At 41.1% G+C, this 18,790-nt stretch carries 21 protein-coding genes; 8 read left to right on the top strand and 13 right to left on the bottom strand.

Features of this window, described 5'->3' with window-relative positions; translation table 11 throughout:
• Nucleotides 1-47 precede the first annotated feature (47 nt).
• Together AC2A4J_RS10450 and AC2A4J_RS10445 are read right to left on the bottom strand one after the other, a co-directional pair.
• Nucleotides 48-1,109: an AI-2E family transporter gene (locus AC2A4J_RS10450; RefSeq protein ID WP_484175957.1), complete on the bottom strand. Its 1,062-nt coding sequence runs from the start codon at nucleotides 1,107-1,109 to the stop codon at nucleotides 48-50.
• Nucleotides 1,110-1,121: 12 nt separating this feature from the next.
• On the bottom strand, nucleotides 1,122-1,367 hold the full coding sequence (locus AC2A4J_RS10445; protein ID WP_255829055.1) for a sulfurtransferase TusA family protein: 246 nt from the start codon (nucleotides 1,365-1,367) through the stop codon (nucleotides 1,122-1,124).
• 35 nt (nucleotides 1,368-1,402) lie between these two features.
• Between AC2A4J_RS10445 and AC2A4J_RS10440 the strand changes: the two genes are divergently transcribed.
• Nucleotides 1,403-2,833, top strand: coding sequence for a M48 family metallopeptidase (locus AC2A4J_RS10440; protein ID WP_484175956.1), 1,431 nt, complete (start codon nucleotides 1,403-1,405; stop codon nucleotides 2,831-2,833).
• A 65-nt stretch (nucleotides 2,834-2,898) separates the two neighbouring features.
• On the opposite strand, the gene AC2A4J_RS10435 is transcribed toward AC2A4J_RS10440, so the two are convergent.
• The 3 genes from AC2A4J_RS10435 to AC2A4J_RS10425 are packed head-to-tail and all read right to left on the bottom strand — an operon-like array spanning nucleotide 2,899 to nucleotide 3,837.
• The gene (locus AC2A4J_RS10435) at nucleotides 2,899-3,180 is read right to left on the bottom strand and encodes a hypothetical protein (protein ID WP_484175955.1); all 282 of its coding nucleotides are present in this window, start codon (nucleotides 3,178-3,180) and stop codon (nucleotides 2,899-2,901) included.
• Between the two features lie 50 nt (nucleotides 3,181-3,230).
• On the bottom strand, nucleotides 3,231-3,509 hold the full coding sequence (locus AC2A4J_RS10430; protein WP_484175954.1) for a hypothetical protein: 279 nt from the start codon (nucleotides 3,507-3,509) through the stop codon (nucleotides 3,231-3,233).
• A 52-nt stretch (nucleotides 3,510-3,561) separates the two neighbouring features.
• Nucleotides 3,562-3,837, bottom strand: coding sequence for a hypothetical protein (locus AC2A4J_RS10425; RefSeq protein ID WP_255829051.1), 276 nt, complete (start codon nucleotides 3,835-3,837; stop codon nucleotides 3,562-3,564).
• Between the two features lie 332 nt (nucleotides 3,838-4,169).
• On the opposite strand from AC2A4J_RS10425, the gene AC2A4J_RS10420 reads away from it, so the two are divergent.
• Nucleotides 4,170-5,417, top strand: coding sequence for a tyrosine-type recombinase/integrase (locus AC2A4J_RS10420; protein ID WP_484175953.1), 1,248 nt, complete (start codon nucleotides 4,170-4,172; stop codon nucleotides 5,415-5,417).
• 86 nt (nucleotides 5,418-5,503) lie between these two features.
• On the opposite strand, the gene AC2A4J_RS10415 is transcribed toward AC2A4J_RS10420, so the two are convergent.
• Genes AC2A4J_RS10415 through moaC form a run of 3 tightly spaced genes read right to left on the bottom strand, consistent with a single transcriptional unit; the run spans nucleotide 5,504 to nucleotide 6,683 of the window.
• Entirely contained in the window at nucleotides 5,504-5,953 is a 450-nt protein-coding gene (locus AC2A4J_RS10415) for a molybdenum cofactor biosynthesis protein MoaE (protein ID WP_484175952.1), read from the bottom strand.
• Nucleotides 5,954-6,208 carry a MoaD/ThiS family protein gene (locus tag AC2A4J_RS10410; protein WP_484175951.1) on the bottom strand — a complete coding sequence of 85 codons (255 nt, stop codon included), beginning with the start codon at nucleotides 6,206-6,208 and terminating at the stop codon, nucleotides 5,954-5,956.
• Nucleotides 6,201-6,683, bottom strand: coding sequence for a cyclic pyranopterin monophosphate synthase MoaC (gene moaC / locus AC2A4J_RS10405; protein WP_484175950.1), 483 nt, complete (start codon nucleotides 6,681-6,683; stop codon nucleotides 6,201-6,203). Before moaC ends, AC2A4J_RS10410 begins: the two co-directional genes overlap by 8 nt.
• A 162-nt stretch (nucleotides 6,684-6,845) precedes the next feature.
• Between moaC and AC2A4J_RS10400 the strand changes: the two genes are divergently transcribed.
• From AC2A4J_RS10400 to trmJ, 3 genes are all read left to right on the top strand, one after another.
• Complete coding sequence (locus tag AC2A4J_RS10400; protein ID WP_484175949.1) at nucleotides 6,846-9,314, top strand: EAL domain-containing protein; 2,469 nt, start codon at nucleotides 6,846-6,848, stop codon at nucleotides 9,312-9,314.
• A gap of 101 nt (nucleotides 9,315-9,415) precedes the next feature.
• Nucleotides 9,416-10,720, top strand: a complete 1,305-nt coding sequence (locus AC2A4J_RS10395) for a DnaJ domain-containing protein (RefSeq protein WP_484175948.1) — start codon at nucleotides 9,416-9,418, stop codon at nucleotides 10,718-10,720.
• Nucleotides 10,721-10,760: 40 nt separating this feature from the next.
• The gene (gene trmJ / locus AC2A4J_RS10390) at nucleotides 10,761-11,543 is read left to right on the top strand and encodes a tRNA (cytosine(32)/uridine(32)-2'-O)-methyltransferase TrmJ (protein ID WP_255829044.1); all 783 of its coding nucleotides are present in this window, start codon (nucleotides 10,761-10,763) and stop codon (nucleotides 11,541-11,543) included.
• Between the two features lie 88 nt (nucleotides 11,544-11,631).
• On the opposite strand, the gene efpL is transcribed toward trmJ, so the two are convergent.
• From efpL to AC2A4J_RS10375, 3 genes are all read right to left on the bottom strand, one after another.
• Nucleotides 11,632-12,204, bottom strand: coding sequence for an elongation factor P-like protein EfpL (gene efpL, locus AC2A4J_RS10385; RefSeq protein ID WP_255829043.1), 573 nt, complete (start codon nucleotides 12,202-12,204; stop codon nucleotides 11,632-11,634).
• A 171-nt stretch (nucleotides 12,205-12,375) separates the two neighbouring features.
• Nucleotides 12,376-12,738, bottom strand: a complete 363-nt coding sequence (locus AC2A4J_RS10380) for a nucleotide pyrophosphohydrolase (RefSeq protein ID WP_484175947.1) — start codon at nucleotides 12,736-12,738, stop codon at nucleotides 12,376-12,378.
• Between the two features lie 3 nt (nucleotides 12,739-12,741).
• Nucleotides 12,742-13,896, bottom strand: coding sequence for a M14 family metallopeptidase (locus AC2A4J_RS10375; protein ID WP_484175946.1), 1,155 nt, complete (start codon nucleotides 13,894-13,896; stop codon nucleotides 12,742-12,744).
• 37 nt (nucleotides 13,897-13,933) lie between these two features.
• On the opposite strand from AC2A4J_RS10375, the gene AC2A4J_RS10370 reads away from it, so the two are divergent.
• Both AC2A4J_RS10370 and AC2A4J_RS10365 read left to right on the top strand, forming a co-directional pair.
• A complete protein-coding gene (locus AC2A4J_RS10370) occupies nucleotides 13,934-14,449 on the top strand; it encodes a hypothetical protein (protein WP_255829040.1) in 516 nt (171 codons plus the stop codon).
• 102 nt (nucleotides 14,450-14,551) lie between these two features.
• On the top strand, nucleotides 14,552-15,037 hold the full coding sequence (locus AC2A4J_RS10365) for a putative 4-hydroxy-4-methyl-2-oxoglutarate aldolase (protein ID WP_255829039.1): 486 nt from the start codon (nucleotides 14,552-14,554) through the stop codon (nucleotides 15,035-15,037).
• Nucleotides 15,038-15,058: 21 nt separating this feature from the next.
• Here AC2A4J_RS10365 and AC2A4J_RS10360 read toward each other — a convergent pair whose 3' ends face one another.
• A complete protein-coding gene (locus AC2A4J_RS10360; RefSeq protein WP_484175945.1) occupies nucleotides 15,059-15,670 on the bottom strand; it encodes a MarC family protein in 612 nt (203 codons plus the stop codon).
• An 83-nt stretch (nucleotides 15,671-15,753) separates the two neighbouring features.
• Nucleotides 15,754-16,233: a GNAT family N-acetyltransferase gene (locus AC2A4J_RS10355; RefSeq protein WP_484175944.1), complete on the bottom strand. Its 480-nt coding sequence runs from the start codon at nucleotides 16,231-16,233 to the stop codon at nucleotides 15,754-15,756.
• 516 nt (nucleotides 16,234-16,749) lie between these two features.
• Between AC2A4J_RS10355 and AC2A4J_RS10350 the strand changes: the two genes are divergently transcribed.
• Entirely contained in the window at nucleotides 16,750-18,654 is a 1,905-nt protein-coding gene (locus tag AC2A4J_RS10350) for a methyl-accepting chemotaxis protein (RefSeq protein WP_484175943.1), read from the top strand.
• Nucleotides 18,655-18,790: the final 136 nt, after the last annotated feature.

Here is an 18,790-nt window from a genome sequence, read left to right as displayed (position 1 = left end):
CCGACCAACCATGTTGGAGCGGGACTTAAATTTAGAACAAGAAAGCACTAAGAGGATAGCTGCTCTTGACTTGGCCAAGCGTTGATAATTGCTTTCACCAAGGTCGCTAACGGAATCGCAAAAAAGATTCCCCAGAACCCCCATATACCGCCGAAAAATAACACCGCTACAATAATGGCCAAAGGATGCAGGTTCACCGCTTCTGAAAACAACAGAGGGACAAGCACATTGCCATCCAAAGCCTGTACGATTAAATAGGCAATGACCACATAGATAAACTCACTCTGAGTACCATATTGATAGAAGGCCACCAAGATAACAGGAATGGTCACGGCCGCTGCTCCTATATAAGGAATCAGTACAGATAATCCAACCAGCAATGCCAACAGTTCTGCGTACTTCAAACCAAACACTAGAAAGACAATGTAGGTCACTACGCCAACGACAAGCATCTCAATAAACTTACCACGAATATAATTCGCTATCTGACCATTCATTTCATGCGCGATATTACGCATCATTTTTCTTTCTTTTGGCAGCCATGATGTTAAATAGCTTAGTATTTTGCGCTGGTCTTTTAGTAAGAAGAAAATCACCAGAGGTACTAGAACCACATAAATGACAACCGAAAATAATGATGGAATACTTGCCAGTGAAAAGGACAGCAACCATTGCCCAAGGCTGGTTGACTCATTAGCCAGCGAGTTGGTTATTTCATCTATAGCTGCTTGGCTAACCAAGTCACTATGTCCTTGCGCAAAATGCAGCACCTCATCTCTAATAACGGTAAACATCCTCGGTGCATCTTGAACAAGTCGTACCGCTTGACGCCATACAATTGGCACCATAAAGCCGATAAAAACGCTGCATGCTGTTAAAAAGGTAAAAAATACAATAAAAACAGACGGAAGATGACCTAACCTAAGCCGTTGTAGCCTTTCAACCAACCCTTGCAATAAAAAGGCTAAAACAATAGCAATCAAGATAGGTGCTAAAATCCCTCCCCAAAATGCCAAAACACATAGGGTAGCAACCATTAGTAAAATAAAGACGACTACTTCTTCATTAGAAAAATACCGCTTAATCAGCGTATCAACAATTTTAAACATATTGAGTCCGTTTTAGCTTTTTTGAATCACAAAGGTGTACACATCATTGTCTTCTGATTTTGACAATAGAGAAAATCCAACTAACGCAACGTATTGAGGAATGTCTTTTAAAGAACCTGCATCACATGTTGTCACACACAAACGCTCCCCCACCGCCATCTGACTTAACGCCATTTTTGCCTTTAATAAAGGCATTGGGCAACGATCTTCTCTTGCATCCAAGATTGCGTCATACTGATTACCTAGATTAACCGCCATTTTATAACTTACCCAATAAATGCATTAGCCATATTATGAGACTATTTTTAAACGTTACAACAGGCTTAACCATCTTAGCCGTTGTTTTTACAAGCACTTTATCTACTATTAGCTCTGCAGGCATTCCTGATCTGGAGGCAAACAAAGACGAAAGAGCCTTATCGAACCCATCTTATATTTTAGGGCAACATTGGTTTAGAAAACTCAATGGCAGTCGAGCATTAATCGATTTCCCACCAGCCTACGATTACTTAAAAAATGCGTTATCTCAAATTCTTCCACAAACTAACCTTTACAACACCACAGTCGAAATGACCTTACTCAACAGCTCCAAAAGTAATGCCTTTGTCATTCCGGGCAATCATCTGTTCATTTATTCCGATATTATGGAGATGATTACCAGCGAAGACATGCTATTCGGCTTACTTGGGCACGAAATTGCTCATTTAGATCTTCGACACTATGAGCGGCAAACCAAACATTCTGGTGAAGAATTACAAAAAACAATGGTTATGCTGGGAGCTGGCATCGCTGCGGCTTTAGCCGGAGCAGGTTCGGATGCAACTACCGCACTCTGGTTAGGAGGGATAGCCAACCAAGCAGAGAATACTTTAACCTACAGCCGTAACCAAGAACAAGAAGCCGATCGTCGTGGTCGTGAATATCTAATCAATGCAGGGCTTGACCCAGAAGGCATGACTAAACTCTTTCAGGCTTTCTTTAAGCAAGCCTTGGGAAGACCAAAACTGGAATTTTTATCAAGTCACCCTTCACCAGACTCAAGAATGTCTGATTCTTTTAATGCAGAAACCAAAGGAACAATATTAAGCAATAGAAGAACAAGCAATTTTGAGTTCTTTAGAGCAAGCCTGTTAGCGTACAGAGCAGGTATTGAAGATAAACCTTATTCTTATTTAGATCAAAACATCCAAGATAATGATGCTAAAATTTTCGCCAAAGGGCTATTTTCTTACCTTATTCAATCACCTATTCGAGCTTTAGATTTTTTAACTAAATTAGAAAATCACAACCAATTTACCGATTACCTTCAAGCACTAAGCTATGCTGCATCCGGTCAAACCGAGGAAGGACTAAAAATAATCAACATGAGGTTGGATCTTGAGCCAAAAAACATTATGTTTTCAATGTTGTATTCACAGCTAACCCATTCAAAGCCTACTAACGTTCCGTCTGATTATTTGTATGAAAAACGTTTGATATGGCGGGCTAATATTCAATACTATCAATCCAGAAACAATATACCTATGGCTCTGAATTTTCGGGCCCTATTAGACTTTAGTCAAGGTAAAGACAAAACAGCTCAATATCTTATTAAACGTGCAGAAAATGACGCGCATCACAATGATAAAAATCTCATCCAGAGCACAGAGAACTATTTTAAAAGAATAAACGAAGCAGAAAAACAGGAAGATTTAGAAGAGGAGAATTTTAGATTAAATAGATAATATTTAAACAGACATAAAAAAGCCAAACTTAATAGTTTGGCTTTTTTATTGACAACAAGTCAGCATTATTCTGCTGCTTGTGCATGTAGAGTATCAAACTCTGCCTGCAATTCAGCATGCTTGGCATTGTATAGCGATACTTTCTGATCAACAGTGTAAGCACCTTTTAAGTTAACAGACGCATCAACATCTGCACCCATGTTTTCAAGAGTTACAGCAAGTGCTTCTACACCACCTCTTGCACTTTGAATACGATCACTTGGGCTTTTATCTGAGGCTGCAAAAGCGCTAGTGGCCATAACAGATGCAGTTACTAAAGCGAGAACAGTTTTACTTAATGTTTTCATAGTAATATCCTTTTTCAATAATATAAAGTTACTTAAATAATATGGGCTTATTATTCAGCTGACTGAGCATGTAATGAATCAAATTGGTCTTGTAATTCAGCATGCTTTGCATTGTAAACAGCCGCTTTTTGATCGAAAGTATATGCACCATTTAGGTCAACGCTGGTATCAACATTTGCACCCATATTTTCAAGTGTCGTACCTAATGCTTCAACACTACCTTTTGCACTTTGAAGACGTTCAGTGCCAGTTTCAGTATCAGCAAAAGCAGCTGTTGTCATTACGGAAGCTGTCACTAGAGCAAAAATAGTTTTATGTAGATTTTTCATAATATTCACCTTTTAAATTAAGTATTTTAAACAAGACGTTTTGAGTGTTTAATTATTCGGCAGTTTGGTTATGTAAGTCATCAAACTGGCGTTGTAATTCTTCATGCTTCGCATTATAAACAGCTGCTTTTTGGCTAAAAGTATATGCGCCACTCAAGTCAACACTAGTATCAACGTCAGCACCCATGTTTTCTAATGTGGTACCCAATGCTTCAACACTACCTTTTGCACTCTGTAAACGTTCTTCCACAGTGTCATTAGCAAATGCAGAAGTTGTCATTACAGCTGCAGTTAATAAAGCCAAAGTTGTTTTAGTAAAAGTTTTCATATTAATCTCCTTATGAGAGTAGAAGTTTGTATTTAAAATTTAATTCGTTTTGCGTTTCGATAAGTTCATAATAGTCCTTTACATAAAATTAAAAAGCCCAAAACCCTACCTTCCACTGTTGTTTCAAATACGAATTAATAAACGTCAGATTGCATAAAAATCACACAAAATAGGCACGTATCAAAATAAATAAGGTCAAAGTGGTGTTAAATAAGGAATAAAAAGACAAGAATCGACGGCTGTGACAGGTTAAATAGGGATAAAGGGGCAAATCGATAGGGATAGATCGAAAATTTTGCTAAAATAGACCATCTGTTTGGATATATAAGACTATGACACCACTTGCCTTAATCGATAATTTAGAACATTTACCTAACCCTTTTACTCAATTTGATAGCATTGTTGATCATTTGAAAGGCTCTACACCTCACCTTAATGACCCTGAATACCGAAGAGACCTCCAACTCGCTCTATGCTTTATCTACAGTTACAACGGATCACAGGCTACTTTTAACTCGTATCGTCGAGAAGTTGAGCGACTACTGCTTTGGTCATGGCATATAGCCAACAGCCCTACCACTGAATTACGCCGTGATCAGATCGAAGAATTCATACATTTTTGTATTACCCCTCCAGAAAACTGGATCGGAATTAAAAACGTCGCTCGTTTTAAGCTCCACATGGGACAAAGAACCGCTAATAAAGATTGGCGACCATTTGTCGCCCATGTAAGTAAATTAGAGTTTAAAAATGGTGATGTACCAAAAACCAAACTGCATTCATTATCTCAAGCAGCCATAAGAGCAACGTTTTCAATATTGTCGTCTTACTATGGTTTCCTTATGCAAGAGGACGCAGCACAACAAAACCCAGTGGCATTGATTCGACAAAAAAGTAAATTTGTAAAAAAAGAAGTGACTCGCAAACAAGTAAGACGAATTTCAAATTTACAATGGGATTATGTAATCGAAACCGCTGAAATGTTGGCGGAAGAAGACCCAGCACATCACGAACGCACTCTATTTATCATGAACGCCCTACTCGGTATGTATTTACGAATTTCTGAACTTGTCGCTGATGAACGCTCTGCGCCAACAATGGGTGATTTTATAAAAGACGCCGATGGACATTGGTGGTTTAAAGTCCTTTCAAAGGGTAATAAAGAACGCCTTGTTGCTGTCTCTGATGATATGTTAAATGCGTTAAAACGCTATCGACAGTTCCGTGATCTACCATTACTTCCCACCATTGCAGAAAACACACCGCTCGTACCTAAAAATCGTGGCCAAGGTGCAATGACAAGCTCGAGACAAGTTCGTAACATCGTTCAATTCTGTTTTGATAGAGCATATGAGCGCATGTGTGAAGATGGCATGAAAGCCGATGCAGATGATCTACGCGTCGCAACGGTCCACTGGTTAAGACACACAGGCATATCAGAAGACGTGAAGACGAGACCAAAAGAGCACGTCAGAGAAGACGCTGGCCATGCGAGCATGGCAACAACCGATAAATACATTGATACAGAGTATCGAGAACGCCACGCAAGTGGCCGAAAGAAAACGCTACGACCTCATTAATAGTTGAAGCGACCTAGCACATCGCTTTAATCTATTAGAATATAATTCCTCGAGCCTTATCGCGGTGCGGTTCATTAAGCCTTGTGCTATTTAGACCAGCGCTCCAGACTTTCCTCGTCATTAGTATTGGCTTCAACCCAATGACTTTGTGAGCCCTGGGACTCTTTCTTCCAAAACGCAGCTCGGCTTTTTAGGTAGTCCATTATAAAATCACACGCTTGAAAAGCTTCAGCCCGATGAGAGGCGCTTACACCAACAAAAACAATCTGATCATCAACCGACAAACGACCCACACGGTGTACAACGCAAACATCTAATAAAGGCCAACGAGCATTAGCTTCGTCCACAATAACTTGCAAGTTCCGCTCAGTCATTCCTGGATAATGCTCAAGTTCGAAACTACACGCTTCTTTAGGTAAATCAGAGAACTGCCGCACTAAACCAACAAACATAGCAACAGCACCAGTTTGATTGGCTATCAATAAACTGTTGTACAAAGCATCAACATGAAAATCTTCTTCTTGTACAAGAATCATTTAGCCTCCAGTAACGGGTGGGAAAAACGCCACTTCATGGACAGATTCTGGGACAATATCAGCGTCTCTAGCAAATTCAAAATCAATTGAAGATTGAATTCCTTTTTCCAGCAATGCCTGCCCTTTATCTAATTCATTCGCCAATTGCCGTTTTAATTCACCTAGACTCAAAGGTAGCGCTAAATCTGCCAAGTACTCACTCTGCCCAATACTCTCTTTAAGCGACGCAAAAAAAACCACTTTAACCTTAGACATTTCCTTTGCTCCAATCACCGCTCTTACCACCTTTTTTTTCTAACAAAGACACATTCTGAATAATTATGCCTTTATCCACCGCTTTGCACATATCATAAAGCGTCAGTGCAGCGATACTCGCACCAGTGAGCGCCTCCATCTCAACACCTGTTTTACCAGATAGTGAGCAGGTACATAATACTTCCAGCTCACAATCACTGATGACATTAATATCAACCGTCACTTTGGTTAGCATCAGAGGATGGCACAGAGGTATCAAATCCGATGTTTTTTTTGCCGCTTGAATACCCGCAATACGAGCAGTAGCCAACACATCACCTTTTGGCAAACCACCTTCAATGATTTTTGTTAGTGTGGTTGGTTGCAATAAAAGAATAGCTTGAGCAGTGGCCGTGCGCTTCGTCATATCTTTGTCCGAGACATCAACCATATGCGCATGTCCCTGACTATCTAAATGGGTAAGTGTATCGCTCATAAAAATCCTAAACAGTGTACATAGATTAAAAATGTCGCCTATATTTTAAGAAAGCCAACAAAAATGCAAGCAAAGTCTCACTTGAGACGGCTACAATATTGCTATAATAGCGATCTTAGATGGATCAACCTAATCACCATATTTTAATTAGGAACGACAGGAATGGTATTCAGATTTATTCTCTTATGCATTCTTCTCGCACCACCTTTGTGGGCGCAAGATGTTTTTCCTTTGGAAAAAATGGCATCAAGAATAGATACTCCCATCCCTACATTTAAAGAAACACATACGATATCTGCTCAAGAGGCTCTGCTCACTAGCGAGTTCAAAGGAACAACGTATAATGAATCACAAGGTTTTTCCCAACACGCTTACTGGCATAAATTAAGCTTCCCTAAAATAACACCGAATACAGAAACAACACTTTTTCTTGGTTTAAATTATTTCGTCATCGAGCATCTCGATTTTTATCTATTTCATGATGAGCAACTCCAAGCCCAGTGGAAAAGAGGCACGCTAGAAAATTGGCAAGGAGATACGCAGCACTACCAAGGTATTTGGATCCCTATTACTCTCTCAGACCAGCATGATACAACCCTACTCATACGCAAGCAGGGTGATAGTCCACTTCTAACACCATTTATGCTATTTGACGAGAAAAGTGCAGAAACCAGAAAAGAACAAAAGCTCATTTTCTGGACCTTTATCATCAGCAGCTTGGCAATATTGCTCGCGCACAACGTATTTGTTTTTATTCTGCTTAGACAATCTGGCTTCATTTACTATCTTGGTTTAAACATCATTATATTTATTGCCCTATCGGTGATCACAGGGTTCAGTCGTTGGATTTTCCCAGAAGAGGTTAACCAATGGATTCTTAAAAATCTGTTTATCATATTTGGTATTGGCGCTTGGATCCTATTTCGCTTCAGTCTGTACTTTTTAAAAGAAGTTCAAATACCTCCCCCTCAATCATTGATTAGAAAATATGGCGATAGCCTTTTCATTGCGTTCTTGCTATCAACCCAGCTACTACCAATAAAAAGCATAGCCTTTCTGTTTGGTGTAATAGAATTATTTATGTTCCTAGTGTGTACTTATTGGGGAGTAAAAGCCTATACAAAGGGCTTTACAGCCGTTCGATTTTATTTATTCTCCTGGTTCTTTTTAATCATTGGCAGCATATTAAACACCTTCATTTTTTGGAAAATACTGCCTATAAACCTGTTTACAGAGTCTATTCTGCCTGTCTGTAGCATACTGCAACTACTTGGCTTTGCTTTTGCTTTTGCTGATAAAGCGAAGCAGTTCGAGCGCAATAGAAAGCTACAGGCACTTACCGATTTGCAAACGGGGCTACCTAATCGCAGCTACTACTTTAGTAAACTGCCTGCTCAGTTAAAAGAAATGACGAATAAACCGCCTCAGTTGGCGCTTATTATGATCGAAATCAACAACTATCAAACACTAAGCCAAGCCTTTGGCCCAGCCAAGACAGACTCAGTCATATCAGACATTATCCAAACCCTTCATCAGCGTACGTTAGAAATTAAGCACGTTTTGGCTTTTCCTTTACCAAATAAAAACAGTTATAAAGTCATTCGTATTTCAGCCACCAAAATTGTCTTAATCAGTACAAATCCTGAGATAATCCATCAACAAATACGACAAATTCAAAATGTTCTTGATGCGCCAACACAGGTAAATAAAATTCAGTTCAGACATCAATACAAAATTGGCAGCGCCCTTTCCTCTTCGCAAGAAACAGACTTAGACAAACTTTATCAAAACGCACTTATTGCTAATCGTTCGGTAAGCTATTCATCTGGAACCTGGGTTGCGTTTAATGAAAACCTTAAAAACAACCATGCACATCAGCTGAATTTAATCACGCAGCTAACAGACGACATTCAGTACGAGAAGCTGTATTTCCACATACAGCCACAAGTCAACTTAGTGGACAGAAGCATTATCGGTGGAGAAGTCCTCATTCGTTGGCATAACCAGCACTTAGGACAAGTATCACCCGCGGAGTTTATTCCACTTGCAGAGCAAACTGGCCTCATAAACAAACTGACAGACATGTTGCTAGAAAAAGTATTTTCTTGGGTTTCATTGCACCCTGAGCTACTGGCCAAACAACGCTTATCGGTCAATATTTCCGCATTGGATTTACTACAAGAAGACTTTGCTGAGGGAGTTATTAAACAGATCAAAACTCACCAATTATCAGCCAGCAAGTTCACTATAGAAATCACTGAAACCAGTATTTTTCAGAATAACGATATTGTACATAACAACGTAAAGCAGCTACATCAAGCAGGCTTTAAGCTTGCTATCGACGATTTTGGAGTTGGTTATAGTTCCATGCAAAACCTTGTCGCCCTAGAAACCGACGAGCTAAAAATTGATCAATTCTTCGTGATGAACTTACTAAACGACCCACAGAGTCATATTTTGTGTAAAAATATGATCGATTTATGCAAAGCACTTAATATCGTCAGTGTGGCAGAAGGCATTGAATCTGAAGACGTTTTGAAATTACTACTGGAATGGCAGTGCCAAGTAGGACAGGGCTATCATCTATACAGACCCATGTCACCAACCGATTATTTAATGCTCTTAGATTAAAACGTTCCATCTTTGTCAGAACCAACAAATCGTGCATAATGCATTAAGTATTAATTGATCCCTCCCATTCATAACGAAAAACGGTTAATAGCCAACACCTCATGAGCTTAATAGACGATTATCAACTGCTGGAGATTCCAACTACCGCCAGCGAGCAGGAAGCAAAAACCGCGTTTAGACGTTTGGCAAGGCGCTATCATCCTGACAAAAACCCTGACAAGGATACAACTGAGCTTTTTCAGCGCCTCCAAGCCGCTTACGAAAACGTCACCAGTGCTATTCGTCAAGGCGCACAAGTTAATGATTGGAAACCGTTTACTTTCACCAAAGAAAACACTCAAAGCTCCGACGCGAAAAACCGTTATACGAATTTTTCAACCGCCACAGACAAGGAGCAAGAAGCCTTTGTAAAAGAGCGACAGCGCGCCTACGAAGAAATGAAACGCAACAATGCGCATCACGAAAAGACCCGCAATGACGCCATCAAAGCCGCCCGAAATACCCTAAATGAAAAACGCGTTAAAGCCCTTTACGAAGAAGCCTCCAAAGCATCCAAAAACTTCACTTCACAAGGCTACAACTACACAGACAAGCCAAATAACGAAAAACCAGACATCCCGCCTTATCAGTCCTTTGTTGATGATGAGGAAGAGTTCACACACACAACACAGTCATTCTATAGTGAACCAGTTAGCCAGCCGATTAAATTAGACGCCGCAAAAGCCGCCTTTCGCGCTGCAACTTATATTGCTTGTTTTGCAGCGGGTATTTACAGCACGCTGTATTGGCAATCGTCAAAGCAAGAGGCCGTCTCCGAGCAAAAAGCTACCACCTACATTAGTGGCTTATACCCACAATTTCGTGTTGGCATAGGTTACACTTTATTAGATACCGTATTGTATGCAGAACCGGATGCATCCAGCGCCATCCTGCAAACCATTCCTACTCAATCAGACCTGCAAAGCATTAAATCACAGGGGAATTGGCTAACCGTACGATACAACGGAATGAATGGATGGGTGCAAGCAAAAAATATCGGTTTCGGTAGTGTTCAGCACGCTCTTCAAACTGGTTGCTTTGGTCAGCCTGGCACAGCACCTGAACATGGCGAGTTAATAGGAAAAGCTGACGGCAATAGTCGCTTACGTATTCTCAATCAATTACCCGAGCACAGCATGCTCACCTTCCAGTCTTATGATGGGCAAGCGCCCTTTTCTATCTATTTGTATGGAAAACAAGCTTATGCAGCCAATTACATTCCAAGAGGCAACTACCGATTGGTGTTAGAGACAGGTTCCCTGTATCATCATGCCTGTAACCAATTCCTCTTTAACGACACAACCAAAGTCATCTTAGACAATGTCGATTTTGCCAGCACCGAGCAATCACTCACGCTGAAGCCATAATCACCCTAACTGACAAATAACCCTGAGTACTTCACGACCCATGCTAAGTAACATCCGAATCGTACTGATCAACACATTTCATCCTGGCAACGTCGGTGCTATTGCCCGCGCTATGAAGAACATGGGATTAACCAACCTTTATTTGGTTGACCCAAATGACTACCCATCAGAAGAAGCCACCAGCCGCGCTGCTGGTGCAGTTGATCTACTTGAAAACGCTACCATCGTTTCCACATTGGAAGAAGCCATCGCTGATTGCAGCCTTGTCATTGGTACAAGTGCCCGTCATCGTACATTTCAACTGCCGATTATGAATGCCCGAGAATGCGCAGAAAGCGTCATTCCAGAAGCGGTTGACCATAATGTTGCTATTGTTTTTGGTCGTGAGACAACAGGCTTATTAAACGATGAAATTGCGCAATGCCATCGCCAAGTTTATATTGATGCCAACGACGAATACCCAGTGTTAAATATTTCACAAGCCGTGCAAATCGTCGCTTACGAAATCTGGATGGCAAACCAGAATAAAGAAAACTACAAAAAAGAAACGCCAGAATACCCACATAAAAAAGACATGGACCTTTTCTATGAGCATTTAGAAGAGACGCTTTATGGTATCAACTTCATCATCCGCAGCCATCCTGGAAAGGTGCTAGACAAATTACATCGTTTCTTTAATCGCTCTCGTCCTGAGAAACAAGAATTAGGGATTTTACGCGGTGTATTAGCGGCAGTTCAACGTGAAGCTGGATTAACAGAAGCGAACAATCACCCAGAGAAAAAAGCCAAAGACGCATTAAAAGAAACCGCTAAAAAAGATTAAACTATATTTTATTATTGGCGAATACCTGAAACAAAAATGCAGCCAACTGGCTGCATTTTTTATGTCTTTTACAAAACCTTTAGAAATATTATTTCTCAGCGCGTCCTGCAAATTTACGCTCTTCTACATTGACCTTGATGCGGTCACCTGTAGAAATATGCTCTGGCACTTGAATCACTGCGCCAGTCGACAACTTCGCGGGTTTGTTACGAGAAGTTGCAGAAGCGCCTTTGATAGAAGGATCGGTTTCTATGACTTCTAGCTCAACGTTCGTAGGCAACTCGATAATAACAGGCACGTCATTAACCAAAACAACTTGAATACCAACGGTCTCTTCGTTTACAAAAAGAATTTCTTCTTCAATCGCACTCTTATTCAAGTTATAAGGCGTGTAGTCTTCATTGTCCATGAACACATACTCATCACCATCGGAATAAGAAAACATCGCTTGACGACGAACAAGATCGGCAAGATCTATCATATCGGAATCTTTGAACGTCTCATCTAATTTACGGCCCGTCACCACGTCGTACATACGCATACGATAAAGACTACCGCCAGCACGACCTTGTGGCACAGAACGCTCAATGTCTTTGACTATGTACGTTTTATTGTCATAGCTGATAGCAATATTCTTTTTAATTTCACTTGCCTTAGGCATTTTTCTTCGTCCTAAAATTACGTTTTATAAAAATAAATATGGATATAAATTCATTGCAATTTTGAAAGCCAGATCCTAATCCAGTTTGCTTAATTTCGCTAGATAGCAAATCAAGATTTACTCTACGAATAACGTAAAATAACGACAAATAGAAGATTTAATAGCTTAAAATCAATATTGATTGTATTTCTTCGCACTGCCCTTCACTCTTTCCGCCGGATAGCGCTGCTCATTTTTAGCAATTTTATCTTTTGCTGCTGTGAACAAATCAACGTTAAGTTTATCGGCCAAACGAATGGTAAAAAGCAACACATCCGCCATCTCCTCTTTTACAGCCAACATTTGTTCATCATCCAACTGATATGACGCGTCCTCTGTTAGCCAACGAAAACAATCCAACAACTCTGCAGTTTCCCCAGCCAACGCCATGGATAAGTTTTTAGGAGAGTGGAATTGGTCCCACTCTCTTTCCACTGCAAATTGACGCATAGCGAGCTTTAACAACTCCAACGAATCCTTTTCAAGACCTGTCATTGGTTAATCATTCGCCTTCATATGAGCACTCATGATCACCTGATGAATTGGATACAACACATCGGCACCAAGAATCTTAGCTCGCTCCGGAGACCAACCAACCACATCATCTGGCAAGTTATTATTGTCTTTAAATGGCATTTCCAGGGTAAAAGACAAACAATTATAGGTTTCCCCTACCCATTTGGTTGCTACAGTTAAATTCGCTTCACCAAATTGATCTGGCGTATAACCGATTTCAGTCTGAAAATCTGGACTCACCGCGGTAAAGACATCTTTGAACAAGGTTTCCATAGCTTCCATGCGCGCATCAAATGACGGTACACCTTGGCAACCATCAACAAAATTCACTGGTAATGCTTCATCACCGTGTATGTCCAAAAACAAATCCACACCGGTCTCAGCCATTTTCTTTTGCACGGCTAATACTTCTGGGCTGAATTCTGCTGTTGGATTCTTCCACTCACGATTCAAATTCACGCCTTTGGAATTGACTCGTAGATTTCCGTGCACAGCGCCGTCTGGGTTCATGTTTGGCACCACATAAAATCGACATTGCTTTAACAGCGAACGCGCGATGGGGTGCGATTCATCAAACAAGCGCTCAAGCAAGCCTTCAATAAACCATTCCGCCATGGTCTCACCTGGATGCTGACGAGCAATAATCCAAATATTTTTCGCCAACCCTTGGGTTTTGCTAATTTCTAACAAAGTAATATCACGGCCTTCTGCCGTTTCGCCCAAATGATCGGTAATACAATCCTCGTTACTTGCGGCCCAAGCAATCATGTCCAGATGACGCTCGTAGCTGTAAGGCGCAAAATACGCGTAATACACACTGTCTTGTTCTGGCTGATGCGTAATCACCAATTTGCCGTCTACATATTCCGTTGGGACACGGAACCAATACTCGCGATCGTAAGAAGCTACCGCTTGGTAATCGACCCAGCCATCTGGGTAAGCAGCGTCGCTGGCGTTCTCAAAATGGATAACACATTGCTCGCCCATACCGCCTTGTAAACGAAAATAAAACCACTGCAAAAATTTAGAGTTTGTATCATTAGGGATCTTTACTCTAATATTGTCCGGCTCCGAAGCATTAATAACGGAGATGTTACCGCCATCAAACGCACTACTGATCTTGATTCGGCTGGTCATTTATTCTTCCTTAACAATCAAACATTGGTTCTAAATTATGGCAAGTTTACCTATATTCATGACGGCTGTCGCCAACTCTTCCGACGAGCCCGCTTTTCCATTACTTTTCACTTGGTCTACTCATGAAGCGCAAGTAAAAGAAGTACTGGTGATCCCCGACGACGAATGGTTAGAAAACCATCGCATCGAGCCTAACGCACTCGACCTTGATGAACAACAACTCTACGAATTTGGTTTTGAAGCCAGCGACATTCTAGCGGAATGGATCAATGAATTTGACACAGACGTCATTTACGCCCTTGAGCCAGAACCACTCAACCTGCTGGTTGAAGCAATTTACGACATAAAAGGCTTAGAGCCTAGCTTTGAAGTTCAAAGCATTCACTCTTGGTTCCAAGAACGCGACGTGGACCTAAACGACGCCGTCGCAGAGCAAGGCCAAACCACACCTTTGCACCTACTACCACCCGATGAGCTAGTCATTCAGCTGCTTCAAATAGCCGTAGAACATGGCCTGATCGACCCAAATGATATTCCAGCCGTTGATGACTAATCACACCACTGAATAATGATTATTGCTCAGAACAACTGGCTATATTAAAACCACTTATTTAGAGTCTAAGATATTCTTAGTCACTCTAGATAGGTGCTCAAAATGAAAGACCTTCTCCCCGATCTGTGCGACCTGTACTCTGAACAACTACAAATAGCAGAACCTATTTTCACCTCTTACGGAAAGCGCACGTGTTTTTATGGCGAAGTGGTTACTGTATCCTGCTTTGAAGACAACAGCCGAGTTCGAGAACTAGTCGCTCAAAATGGTAAAGGGAAAATCATGGTGATTGACGGCGGAGGCAGCAAACGACGCGCCTTACTTGGGGATATGTTGGCGGAAAAAGCCGTCAACAATGGCTGGGAAGGTTTTGTAATAAATGGCGCGATTCGTGACATAGCCGCTCAATCACAACTAAGCATCGGCATTCATGCTTTATGCGCGCACCCAATGCCGACAGAAAAACGTGGTCTAGGAGACCTAGGGAAAACGCTTCGTTTTGCGGGCATAACAATCGCCCCAGGAGATTATATTTATTGTGACTTAAATGGAATTGCCGTATCTAAACAGCCATTAGCCCTTCCGTAGAAGGGCTAATTTTATAGAGACTTACAACGCAGCTAAGGTATGAGTGAACAAACTGCGGACACCATTGACCAACATTTGTACAGACATCATTAACAGCAACATGCCCATCAAACGCTCTAACGCAGCCAACCCTTTCTCTCTCAATATTCTGTTCAACAAAGGCGCCATCGCTAAAATAATCACGGAAATTGCCCAGGCCGCGCCAACAGAAATCAGCAAGTCTTGTTGATCATTCGGATAACTCTTCACCATCACCAATAATGTCGCCAAAGTTGAAGGTCCAGCCAACATCGGAATAGAAATAGGTACGATGAAAGGTTCCATTACCGGTCCAGCGTCTTTCGAATAAGGCGAAGGAAAAATCATCTTCAATGCAATAACGAACAACACAACTCCGCCGGCAATGGAAATAGATTCCGTTTCCAAATGCAGCAGGGCCAAAAACTCCGCCCCAAAAAACAAGAAGCACACCAAAATAATCAAACCAATCAAACCATCGCGCAACACGATTTGATATTGACGCTTCTGCGGTACGCCTTTCATCACAGACAACAAAATAGGAATGTTGCCGAACGGATCGATAACAAACAAAAACAACAAGGTGGCAGATAAAATAGAAAACTCAGTGCTCATCAGATCAGATTCTCGAATTAATATGACGGAATTTTAGGGTGCGTAGTTTAGCCTATAACCCAAGATGACGATAGTTGAGGTTATCACTCTCCAGACACCAAGCACTGCCGCTCCATGACATAATTAATCAACTTTTCCCCTCGAATCGTAACAATCTGTTCATTTACAGCCGAAAAAGCATAGCGCTCAAAGAAAGGTTTAGCGGTGACACTCACATAAGAGTAAAGGCGAGCAACACCTCGCTCATCTGCTAAGCGTAAAATATGATTCATTAATGCTCTTCCAATACCTTGCCCTTGATATTCATGATGACAAAAGAAATGATCAATCAAACCGTCAGGCTGTAAATCACAATAGCCAACAATCATACCATCCACTTCTGCAATAAAAGGCTGAAGCTCACTCATCACATTTTCCCATACAGACATATCAAAAGACTCTGGCGCCCAAGCTTTAACCTGAGCAAGAGAATAATCACGAGCATTCACGATTCGAACCGTATTGAAAAACACCTGCCAAAGAGCAGCGGAGTCGCCCTCTTTATATTGTCTTATCTTAATCAAAATTTTTCTGCCTTTCTTCCCGCATTCTCAATCATCTATCGAAAACACAAGCTGTTCATACCTTTGCTTTTAGCTATACATCGTCAGCTCATGTTTTCGCCATATTCTTTAAGCGAGATTCAGTTACTTCACTCTTATAACGGGCCATATTGAATAACGAAACAGATAACGAAACAGAGCCACAATCACTCACGACAAGCCTTCAAAACCATACGATTGCTTTGTCATAGTGTAAATTAGAAATCATACCTGCGTTGCTATATGTAATTTGGTTACTTGAATAATCAATGTAGTCACCTTGAGCACATGCATTAAAAAATATTTCTGAATGAGAACAGAATATAGCGAAAGATTCTACTTTATATGAATTAGGGCTTTTGTAACTTTATAAAATAGATATCCATGGATTCTCATCGCAAAAATCCATCAGAAAAATTATTATTGCACGCGAAATCATTCACTCAAGCCACATCAGAAAAATCACTTCAAAACTTGCGTCATGAGAAAGGAAATTTAATGAAAAACCCCTTCGAAAATATATCTATTGGACTCAAACTTGTTTGGGGCTTTGGCCTAGTTCTGTTATTAACACTCATCGTTGCAATTGCAGGCTTCGTTGGTGTAGATACACTGCTAGAAAGAGCTCATAAGGTTCAATTATCCAACCAGCTTAATAGCATCGTTCTAGATCTTAGAGAGCAACGAAAATTATACCTCGATAAAGGTAGTAAAGATGCTTACCAAGATGTGGTTAATCTTGAGTCAACACTCTCGAAACAGTTTCAAGATTCTTTTAACCTTTATACTGGTGAGGGAAGTTTAGCCCTTGTCAAACAGGCTTCTAGTGCCTTAGATCAATATACACTCACATTTGAAGAGGTTCACACATTTCGCCAAGACTGGGGCAACACGGGTAAAACAGCTGCTGGTATTCGCAATGAAATTAAGAGCCAAGCCGACCAGCTCATAGATAGCCTCAGCAATTCCAGCGATACCAATGCAGTGACAACCACCTTACGTATGTCGAATGAACTCGCTGATACTATGCTAATCATTACAACAAGTGTCGGCCAAGGAAAACCTATTCCACAAGATATAATAAATGTTCGTATCCCAAAAATTGCATCCGAAATGGAGAAACTGCAACTCACAGGGCAGTCACAAGCTATTCAGCAGAAAATCAATGAGCTGTTTAAAACCTACCAAGGATTACTCGCTCTAAACCCTCCTCTGACGCTGAAATTGGATAACGGAACTCAAAAACTTGCAGAATTGGCAACAACTATTACCGATAAGCTTGAAGATTTAGAAGCGCTGCAACAAGTCAAAAGTGCTGAAGATGGCGCTCAAGTTCGCACATTGCTTATATCGATCACAATCGCCGCTATCTTCATGGGATTATTCTTCGCGTGGTTTATCCGCCGCATGATAGTCACACCAATGAATGACGTTACTTTGGCGTTAGAGTCCATTTCTGCCGGCGACTTGACTCAAAGTTACTCCACTGAACGTCGCGATGAACTTGGTAAACTCTACAACGACATCGGCAAGATGAGCCTGACATTAAACAAATTGATCTCGGAAGTTGTTAGCGGTGTACTTAACCTAAGCTCTACCAGTGAACAATTGGAAACCATCACTAAAAACAGCCAAAGCAGAATGCAGTCTCAACGAGACGAAACAGATCAAGTCGCCACCGCAATAAATGAAATGTCTGCAACAGTTGCCGAAGTAGCACGCAATGCTGAAACAGCAGCCTCAGCTACAACAAAAACTGACACTATCGTCAACCAAGGCAGTGCCATGGTTAATGATACAGCGACTCAAATAAGCAACTTAGCAACTGAACTTAACAATACCAGCCAAACAATGGAGACACTAAAAGAACGCTCTGACAATGTTGGAAACGTACTAGAAGTGATCAAAGCTGTTGCCGAACAAACCAACCTATTGGCATTGAATGCCGCCATTGAAGCAGCCAGAGCTGGTGAAGCGGGTCGCGGGTTTGCCGTAGTGGCCGACGAAGTGCGTGGTCTAGCAAGCAGAACGCAAGACTCAGCCAAAGAAATTGAAGACTTAATCCACCAATTACAAAGCGGTGCACAAGAGTCCTTAGAGAAAATTCAAACAAGCCGCGACCTATCTATTAATAACGCCGAACAAGCCAAAAGCGTTGTGACTCTGTTTGATAATATCAGCCAAGAAATGGGGCATGTGCAAGATATGACTCAACAAATTGCAACTGCAGCAGAACAACAGTCACACGTTTCTGAAGAAATAAGCAGCAGCGTTGAAAATGTACGTCAATTAGCTGACCAAACTACTGAAGGTGCTACGGAATCTGCTATGGCCGTCAGTAACTTGAAGGCGCTTAGTCTAGAGCTGAAAGCCCTAACAGAACGCTTTAAAACGAAAAGCTAAACCTTAGTTAGCAGCACTGAAAAAACCAATTCCCTGCGGGCTAACTGCAGGGGATTTTTACTTGAAAGCCTTCAAAAACACCAATAATCCAGTAAAACGTTCAAATATTGACATACTAAAGTTAGACTCGTCATGA

The sequence above is a fragment of the Marinomonas sp. ATLA20 genome, assembly GCF_057180105.1.
The sequence above is the reverse complement of the archived record's forward strand: the minus strand, read 5'-3'. Positions and strand labels throughout refer to the sequence as shown.

Bases quoted from the DNA above. Each gene is read 5' to 3' on its own strand.
- AC2A4J_RS10365 (WP_255829039.1), top strand. From the start codon at position 14,552: ATGAAAGACCTTCTCCCCGATCTGTGCGACCTGTACTCTGAACAACTA.
- AC2A4J_RS10430 (WP_484175954.1), bottom strand. From the start codon at position 3,509: ATGAAAAATCTACATAAAACTATTTTTGCTCTAGTGACAGCTTCCGTA.
- AC2A4J_RS10410 (WP_484175951.1), bottom strand. From the start codon at position 6,208: ATGTCTAAGGTTAAAGTGGTTTTTTTTGCGTCGCTTAAAGAGAGTATT.
- AC2A4J_RS10350 (WP_484175943.1), top strand. From the start codon at position 16,750: ATGAAAAACCCCTTCGAAAATATATCTATTGGACTCAAACTTGTTTGG.
- AC2A4J_RS10375 (WP_484175946.1), bottom strand. From the start codon at position 13,896: ATGACCAGCCGAATCAAGATCAGTAGTGCGTTTGATGGCGGTAACATC.
- AC2A4J_RS10440 (WP_484175956.1), top strand. From the start codon at position 1,403: ATGAGACTATTTTTAAACGTTACAACAGGCTTAACCATCTTAGCCGTT.
- efpL (WP_255829043.1), bottom strand. From the start codon at position 12,204: ATGCCTAAGGCAAGTGAAATTAAAAAGAATATTGCTATCAGCTATGAC.
- AC2A4J_RS10420 (WP_484175953.1), top strand. From the start codon at position 4,170: ATGACACCACTTGCCTTAATCGATAATTTAGAACATTTACCTAACCCT.
- trmJ (WP_255829044.1), top strand. From the start codon at position 10,761: ATGCTAAGTAACATCCGAATCGTACTGATCAACACATTTCATCCTGGC.
- AC2A4J_RS10360 (WP_484175945.1), bottom strand. From the start codon at position 15,670: ATGAGCACTGAGTTTTCTATTTTATCTGCCACCTTGTTGTTTTTGTTT.
- AC2A4J_RS10370 (WP_255829040.1), top strand. From the start codon at position 13,934: ATGGCAAGTTTACCTATATTCATGACGGCTGTCGCCAACTCTTCCGAC.
- AC2A4J_RS10380 (WP_484175947.1), bottom strand. From the start codon at position 12,738: ATGACAGGTCTTGAAAAGGATTCGTTGGAGTTGTTAAAGCTCGCTATG.
- moaC (WP_484175950.1), bottom strand. From the start codon at position 6,683: ATGAGCGATACACTTACCCATTTAGATAGTCAGGGACATGCGCATATG.
- AC2A4J_RS10435 (WP_484175955.1), bottom strand. From the start codon at position 3,180: ATGAAAACATTAAGTAAAACTGTTCTCGCTTTAGTAACTGCATCTGTT.
- AC2A4J_RS10445 (WP_255829055.1), bottom strand. From the start codon at position 1,367: ATGGCGGTTAATCTAGGTAATCAGTATGACGCAATCTTGGATGCAAGA.
- AC2A4J_RS10395 (WP_484175948.1), top strand. From the start codon at position 9,416: ATGAGCTTAATAGACGATTATCAACTGCTGGAGATTCCAACTACCGCC.
- AC2A4J_RS10400 (WP_484175949.1), top strand. From the start codon at position 6,846: ATGGTATTCAGATTTATTCTCTTATGCATTCTTCTCGCACCACCTTTG.
- AC2A4J_RS10450 (WP_484175957.1), bottom strand. From the start codon at position 1,109: ATGTTTAAAATTGTTGATACGCTGATTAAGCGGTATTTTTCTAATGAA.
- AC2A4J_RS10425 (WP_255829051.1), bottom strand. From the start codon at position 3,837: ATGAAAACTTTTACTAAAACAACTTTGGCTTTATTAACTGCAGCTGTA.
- AC2A4J_RS10415 (WP_484175952.1), bottom strand. From the start codon at position 5,953: ATGATTCTTGTACAAGAAGAAGATTTTCATGTTGATGCTTTGTACAAC.